The sequence below is a fragment of the Streptomyces sp. SID14478 genome, assembly GCF_010548525.1.
In the GTDB taxonomy this organism is placed as follows: Bacteria; Actinomycetota; Actinomycetes; order Streptomycetales; family Streptomycetaceae; genus Streptomyces.
Genome location: NZ_JAAGMG010000738.1, coordinates 1 through 6,858, shown reverse-complemented (window position 1 = coordinate 6,858; position 6,858 = coordinate 1). Strand labels below are relative to the sequence as shown.

At 71.9% G+C, this 6,858-nt stretch carries 7 protein-coding genes; 2 read left to right on the top strand and 5 right to left on the bottom strand.

Annotation, left to right across the window (positions count from 1 at the left end):
• Both G3I40_RS24575 and G3I40_RS24570 read right to left on the bottom strand, forming a co-directional pair.
• A partial coding sequence (locus G3I40_RS24575; protein WP_164304293.1) for an MFS transporter occupies positions 1–1,135 on the bottom strand: 1,135 nt, incomplete at its 3' end.
• A gap of 3 nt (positions 1,136–1,138) precedes the next feature.
• A complete protein-coding gene (locus G3I40_RS24570) occupies positions 1,139–1,732 on the bottom strand; it encodes an NAD(P)H-dependent oxidoreductase (protein ID WP_164304292.1) in 594 nt (197 codons plus the stop codon).
• Between the two features lie 139 nt (positions 1,733–1,871).
• Here G3I40_RS24570 and G3I40_RS24565 point away from each other — a divergent pair, with 139 nt between their 5' ends.
• Entirely contained in the window at positions 1,872–2,621 is a 750-nt protein-coding gene (locus tag G3I40_RS24565) for a TetR/AcrR family transcriptional regulator (protein WP_164304291.1), read from the top strand.
• 71 nt (positions 2,622–2,692) lie between these two features.
• Here G3I40_RS24565 and G3I40_RS24560 read toward each other — a convergent pair whose 3' ends face one another.
• From G3I40_RS24560 to deoC, 3 genes are read right to left on the bottom strand one after another with little or no spacing between them, the layout of a single operon-like run.
• The gene (locus G3I40_RS24560) at positions 2,693–3,592 is read right to left on the bottom strand and encodes an aldehyde dehydrogenase (protein WP_164304290.1); all 900 of its coding nucleotides are present in this window, start codon (positions 3,590–3,592) and stop codon (positions 2,693–2,695) included.
• Positions 3,585–5,033: an aldehyde dehydrogenase family protein gene (locus tag G3I40_RS24555; RefSeq protein ID WP_164304289.1), complete on the bottom strand. Its 1,449-nt coding sequence runs from the start codon at positions 5,031–5,033 to the stop codon at positions 3,585–3,587. Before G3I40_RS24555 ends, G3I40_RS24560 begins: the two co-directional genes overlap by 8 nt.
• Before the next feature lie 6 nt (positions 5,034–5,039).
• A complete protein-coding gene (gene deoC, locus G3I40_RS24550) occupies positions 5,040–6,002 on the bottom strand; it encodes a deoxyribose-phosphate aldolase (protein WP_203644727.1) in 963 nt (320 codons plus the stop codon).
• 421 nt (positions 6,003–6,423) lie between these two features.
• On the opposite strand from deoC, the gene G3I40_RS24545 reads away from it, so the two are divergent.
• A partial coding sequence (locus G3I40_RS24545) for a PH domain-containing protein (RefSeq protein ID WP_164304287.1) occupies positions 6,424–6,858 on the top strand: 435 nt, incomplete at its 3' end.

Sequence of the window (6,858 nt, the reverse complement as noted above, 5' to 3'; positions counted from 1 at the left end):
CGAGCAGCAGCGTCAGGCCGGACGCCGCCCAGACCGCCGTCCCCGTGCCGAGGAGCAGCAGGGCGAGCGCGCCCGCGGTCGCCAGTGCGCCGCCCGCGACCGGGTAGGCGCGGTAGCGCCCGCCCGCGCTCACCCGGCGTCCGATGGCCAGTTGGGCGCCCATCATCCCCAGCATCAGCGGGAGCAGCAGCAGCCCGCTCTCGGTCGCCGACCTGCCGCGCACGAGTTGCATGTACTGCGGCAGGTAACTCGCGGCGGCGAGCATGGCGGCGCCGGAGGTGAAGCTCAGGACCTGGGCGACGGTGAAGTTCCGGTCCCGGAACAGCCGCGGCGGGATCACCGGTTCGGCCGCGCGCAGCTCCGCCCGCACGAACGCCGCCAGCGTCCCGGCGCCGAGCAGCGCGAGCCCCGCGATCTGCGGCGACAGCCAGGCGTACGTCGTGCCCGCCCAGCTCGCGAGCAGCGTCAGGGCGAGGATCGCGGCGGTGAGCAGAGCGGCGCCCGCGAGGTCGACGCGGGCCCGGATCCGCTCCGTACGCACCCGGACCCCGGCCCCGATGACGGCGAGGGCGAGCGCGCCGACGGGGAGGTTGACGTAGAACACCCAGCGCCAGTCCAGCCGGTCGGTGAGGAAGCCGCCGACCAGCGGGCCGCCGATCATGGCCGCGGGCAGCAGGACGCCGATGAGCGACTGGGAGCGGCCGGCCCCGGCCGGGGTGAGCAGGGTGCCGAGCAGTGACATCGCCCCCACGAACAATCCGCCCGCGCCGACGCCCTGCAGCGCCCGGAACGCGATCAACTGCCCCATGTCCTGGGCGAGTCCGCACAGCGCCGAACCGACGAGGAAGACGCTGATGGAGGTCAGATAGCTGCCCTTGCGCCCGTAGAGGTCACCGATCTTCCCCCACAGGGGAGTGGTGACGGCGGAGGCCAGCAGGTACGCCGTCACCACCCATGACAGATGGTCCAGGCCGCCCAGGTCGCCGACGATGACGGGCAGCGCCGTGCCGACGACGGTGCCGTCGAGCGTGGCGAGGACGATGCCGAGCAGCAGGCCCGCGATCACGAGGCGGGAGGGGGCGGCGGCCGTCTCCTCCTGCCGTGGCGGCGTCGTGCGCGTCGTGTGTGTCGTCATGGCTCACGCCGCGTACGGGCGGGCCGACTTGGCGTCGCGCAGGGCGTGCGCCCACCAGGTGAGCTGGTCGAGCAGCGCCTTCGCCGCGGTGTCCACCGCCGGGTCGTCGACGCGGCCGTCCGCCCCGAAGGCCCCGAAGGCGTTGTGGAAGCTGACCGTGTTGCGGATGGTCATGGCGTTCAACTCGGCCATGACGACCCGTAGTTGCTCGACGGCACGCAATCCGCCGGACAGGCCGCCGTACGACACGAACGCCACCGGCTTGCCGTGCCACTCCACGCCGTGCCAGTCGATGGCGTTCTTCAGGGACGCCGGGAAGCTGTGGTTGTACTCGGGTGTGACGAAGACGAACGCGTCGGCGGCGGCCAGGCGCGGGGTGACGAGCGCGAGCGCCTGCACGGCCTCCGGCGCCGGGTCCTGTCCGAACGCGGGGAGGACGGTGGGCAGCGGCGTCTCGGCGAGGTCGACGACGTCGGCGCGCAGGTCGTCGCGCTGCCCGAGGTGACCGGTGAGCCACTTGACGACCACGGGCGCGAACCGGCCCTCGCGGGTGGAGCCGACGAGGACGGCGACGCGGAGCGGTGTGGTGCTGGACATGCGGAGCCCCCTGGATGTGTACGGCGTATCTTCTAGGCGTACAACGTACACATTCATGTGTACGCCGTCTACTGGGGATACGCTGTACGCGACATCGGGCGCGAAGCGAACGAGAGAAGCGAACGAGAGGGGCCGGGCTGTGGCGGCACCGAGGGAAGACGGCGACAGCGCGACGAACGGGCTGGTGGAACCCTCCCTCTGGGAGCGCCTGGAGCGGCCCGCGCCCACCCGGCGGGCCGCGCTGACGCTGGAGCGGATCGCCGCGGCGGCCGTGGATCTGGCCGACGAGGAGGGCGGCGCCGCCGTCACCATGCGGCGCCTCGCCACGAAACTCGGGGTCGCCCCCATGGCCGCGTACCGGCACGTCTCCGGCAAGGAGGATCTGTGGGCGCTCATGTTCGACCGGGTGTCGTCCGAGCTCGCCGTGCCGGACGAGGTGGCCGACTGGCGTGAGGTGCTGCGCTCCTTCGCGTTGCAGACACGGGAGTTGATGCTCCGCCACCCCTGGCTCGGGCAGGCGCCGCTGCCGCTGATCCAGCTCACCCCGGCCCGGATGGCCGTCGCCGAACGGCAGTTGAGGGCGCTGGACGGCCGGGGTCTCGACGCCGACGCGATGATGGCGGCGTTCCGCGCGGTCGGCGCGTTCGTCCACGGTTCGACGCAGACGGAGATCGCGCTGCGCACGTACAAGGAGGAGCACGGCTGGGGGAGCGGCGACGAGACCCGCCAGGCGCTCGCGCCGCAGATGAACTACCTGATGGGGAGCGGCCGTTACCCCACGTACAGGAAGTACGGCCTGTCCGCGACGCGCAAGGACGACCCGGCCTGGGAGTTCGCGTTCGGCCTCGACTGCGTGCTCGACGGCATCGCGCGCCGGCTCGGTATCTGAGCCACGTACGAGGCCCCGGCCCCTGCTGGACGCGGAAGGGGCCGGGGCCTACGGCTGTGCGGGGCTCTCGGCTAGTACGAGGACCCGGATGCGCCCAGCGAACCCGTCGGGTGCCAGACCGTCTTGGTCTCCAGGAACGTCGTCAGGCGGTCGGTGCCCGGGTCGGCCGTGAAGTCCTCCACAGGCTGGGGACGGCGGACCCGCTTCAGATTGTCCGCGGCCGCGATCTCCAGCTCCTTGGCCAGGTCCGGGCCCGCGCCCGTGAGGTCGATGCCGTTCACGTCCTGGTGCGCGGCAAGCGACGGCGCGATCTCCGCCGCCTTGCCGGACAGGATGTTGACGACGCCGCCCGGCAGGTCGGAGGTGGCGAGCACCTCGCCGAGGGAGAGCGCGGGCAGCGGGCACCGCTCGGACGCGACGACGACCGCGGTGTTGCCGCTCGCGATCACCGGCGCGATCACCGAGACCAGGCCCAGGAAGGACGACTCCTGGGGCGCCACCACCGCGACGACGCCGGTCGGCTCGGGCGTGGAGAGGTTGAAGAAGGGCCCGGCGACGGGGTTCGCGCCCCCGACGACCTGACCGATCTTGTCGGTCCAGCCCGCGTACCAGACCCAGCGGTCGATCGCGGCGTCGACGACGGCGCCCGCCTTCGACCTGCCCAGGCCTTCCGCCTCGGCGACCTCGCGCACGTACTGCTCGCGGCGGCCCTCCAGCATCTCGGCGACGCGGTAGAGGATCTGCCCGCGGTTGTACGCCGTCGCGCCCGACCAGCCGCCGAACGCCTTGCGCGCGGCGACGACCGCGTCCCGGCCGTCCTTGCGGGACGAAAGCGGCGCGTTCGCAAGCCAGTTGGTGCCCTTTGCGTCGGTCACTTCGTACACCCGGCCGCTCTCGGAACGCGGGAACTTCCCGCCCACGTACAGCTTGTAGGTCTTGAAGACGCTCAGTCGGTCAGTGCGCTCAGACATCGAGGTAGGTCTCCAGACCGTGACGGCCACCCTCGCGGCCGAACCCCGACTCCTTGTAGCCGCCGAAGGGCGAGGTCGGGTCGAACTTGTTGAACGTGTTGGCCCAGACGACCCCGGCCCGCAGCTTGTTCGCCACGGCGAGGATGCGTGAACCCTTCTCGGTCCAGATGCCCGCCGAGAGGCCGTACTGCGAGTTGTTGGCCTTGGCGACGGCCTCCTCCGGGGTGCGGAAGGAGAGCACCGACAGGACCGGGCCGAAGATCTCGTCGCGGGCGATGGTGTGCGCCTGCGTGACGTTCGTGAACAGCGTCGGCGCGAACCAGTAGCCGGCGGACGGCAGCGCGCACGGCGCCGACCAGCGCTCGGCGCCCTCGGCCTCGCCCGTCTCGGTGAGCGCCGTGATCCGGGCCAACTGCTCCGCCGAGTTGATCGCGCCGATGTCGGTGTTCTTGTCGAGCGGGTCGCCGAGGCGCAGCGTCGACAGGCGCCGCTTCAGGGAGTCGAGCAGCTCGTCCTGGACCGACTCCTGTACGAGCAGGCGCGAGCCCGCGCAGCAGACCTGGCCCTGGTTGAAGAAGATGCCGGTGACGATGCCCTCGACGGCCTGGTCGAGCGGGGCGTCGTCGAAGACGATGTTGGCGCCCTTGCCGCCGAGTTCGAGCGTGAGCTTCTTGTCCGTACCGGCGAGGGTGCGGGCGATCTCCTTGCCGACGGCCGTGGAGCCGGTGAAGGCGACCTTGTTCACGTCGGGGTGGGCGGTCAGGGCCGCGCCCGCGTCGCCGTACCCCGGAAGGATGTTGACGACGCCCTTGGGCAGACCCGCCTGGCGGCAGATGTCCGCGAAGAAGAGCGCGGACAGCGGGGTCGTCTCGGCGGGCTTCAGGACGACCGTGTTGCCCGTCGCGAGCGCCGGGGCGATCTTCCACGCCAGCATCAGCAGCGGGAAGTTCCACGGGATGACCTGGCCGGCGACGCCGAGCGGCTTGGGGTCCGCGCCGAACCCGGCGTGCGAGAGCTTGTCGGCCCAGCCCGCGTAGTAGAAGAAGTGCGCGGCGACCAGCGGGAGGTCCGCGTCGCGCGTCTCCTTGATCGGCTTGCCGTTGTCGAGGGTCTCCAGGACGGCCAGCTCGCGCGAGCGCTCCTGGATGATGCGGGCGATGCGGAAGAGGTACTTCCCGCGCTCGGCGCCCGGCAGCGCGGACCACTTCTCGAAGGCCTTGCGCGCGGCCCGCACGGCGCGCTCCACATCGGCCTCGCCCGCCTGCGCGACCTCGGAGAGGACCTCTTCGGTGGACGGCGAGACGGTCTTGAAGACCTTGCCCTCGGCCGCGTCGACGAACTCGCCGTCGATGAACAGGCCGTAGCTGGGGGCGATGTCGACGACGGACCGCGACTCGGGCGCGGGCGCGTACTCGAATGCGTGGGACTTGGGTGTGGTCATGGGTGATCAGTCCACCGTCACGTAGTCGGGACCGGAGTAGCGTCCTGTGGCCAGCTTCTGGCGCTGCATCAGCAGGTCGTTGAGCAGGCTGGAGGCGCCGAACCGGAACCAGTGGTTGTCGAGCCAGTCCTCGCCCGCCGTCTCGTTCACGATCACGAGGAACTTGACCGCGTCCTTCGAGGTGCGGATGCCGCCGGCGGGCTTCACGCCGATCTGGACGCCGGTGGCGGCGCGGAAGTCGCGCACGGCCTCCAGCATCAGCAGCGTGTTCGCGGGGGTGGCGTTGACGCCGACCTTGCCCGTCGAGGTCTTGATGAAGTCGGCCCCGGCCAGCATGCCGATCCAGCTCGCGCGCCGGATGTTGTCGTACGTCGACAGTTCGCCGGTCTCGAAGATGACCTTGAGCCGGGCGGCCCCGGAGGCCTCCTTCACGGCGCGGATCTCCTCGTAGACCTTCATGTACTTCCCGGCGAGGAAGGCGCCGCGGTCGATGACCATGTCGATCTCGTCGGCCCCGGCGGCGACGGCCTCGCGCACGTCGCCGAGCTTGACGTCGAGGGCCGCGCGTCCGGCGGGGAACGCGGTCGCGACGGAGGCGACCTTCACGTCCGTCCCGGCGACGGCGGCCTTCGCGGTCTCCACCATGTCCGGGTAGACGCAGACGGCGGCCGTGCGGGGAGTGGTCCGGTCGGTCGGGTCCGGGTTGACGGCCTTGGCGCCGAGGGCCCGGACCTTGCCCGGGGTGTCGGCGCCCTCCAGGGTCGTCAGGTCGATCATCGAGATGGCCAGGTCGATGGCGTACGCCTTCGCCGTGGTCTTGATGGACCGGGTACCGAGCGCCGCGGCCCGGGCCTCCAGGCCCACCGCGTCGACGCCAGGCAGCCCCTGGAGGAATCGGCGCAGGGTGGCCTCGGAGGCGACGGCGTCGGCCAGCGCGTGTCCTTCGGCGGATGCGGGTGCAGTGGGCATGCTCACGAGGGGAGCATATCTACGCGCGTAGCGGCTGTACAGGGGCTGGGCTTGAGCGCCGCGGGTCTTGTGGCGGGTGGGAGGGTGCGGGTCCGATGAAGGCTGAGCGGCGAAGCCGCAAGCCTTCAGGGGCGCGGGGAACTGCGCGAGAAGCCCCACCGGACCCGCGCCCGGCAGCGCGACAGATCCACGGCGGCGCGAGGCGCGAGAAGCCCCACCGGCCCGCGCCCGGCAGCGCGACGGATCAACGACGGCGCGAGGCGCGAGAAGCTCCACCGGCCCGCGCCCGGCAGCGCGACGGATCATCGACGGCGCGAGGCGCGAGAAGTCCCACCGGACCCGCGCCCGGCAGCGCGACAGGTCGACGACGGCGCGAGGCCCCACCGGTCAAGCCGGCGCAGCGTCAGGCACAATCGGGGTCATGACCAGCAGCCCCACCACGTCCCCGGACCGCATCTACCGGTCGCCCGCCGGCATCGCGGGCGGCGTCGTGCTGCTCGTCCTGGCCGCCTGGCTCGGGACCGACGCCGTGGTGAGCGGGACCGGCCGCACCCCGTGGCTGGCGCTCGCCGGGCTGCTGTTCGCGGTGCCGCTCGTCGTCGCGTTCACGATCCGCCCCGCCGTCTTCGGCAACGACGACAGGCTGCGGATCCGCAACCCGTTCCGGGCCGTCACCCTGCCCTGGGCCGCCGTCGCCGACTTCCGGTCCGGGTACTCCAACGAAGTGTTCGACCAGGCCGGCACCAAGTACCAGCTCTGGTCCATCCCGGTCTCGCTGCGCGCCCGCCGCAAGGCCCAGCGCCAGCGGATGCGGGCGGAGACGCGGCAGGCGCGCGCATCGGCGGCCGGGCCGTCG

Bases quoted from the DNA above. Each gene is read 5' to 3' on its own strand.
- G3I40_RS24570 (WP_164304292.1), bottom strand. From the start codon at position 1,732: ATGTCCAGCACCACACCGCTCCGCGTCGCCGTCCTCGTCGGCTCCACC.
- G3I40_RS24560 (WP_164304290.1), bottom strand. From the start codon at position 3,592: ATGTCTGAGCGCACTGACCGACTGAGCGTCTTCAAGACCTACAAGCTG.
- G3I40_RS24555 (WP_164304289.1), bottom strand. From the start codon at position 5,033: ATGACCACACCCAAGTCCCACGCATTCGAGTACGCGCCCGCGCCCGAG.
- deoC (WP_203644727.1), bottom strand. From the start codon at position 6,002: ATGCCCACTGCACCCGCATCCGCCGAAGGACACGCGCTGGCCGACGCC.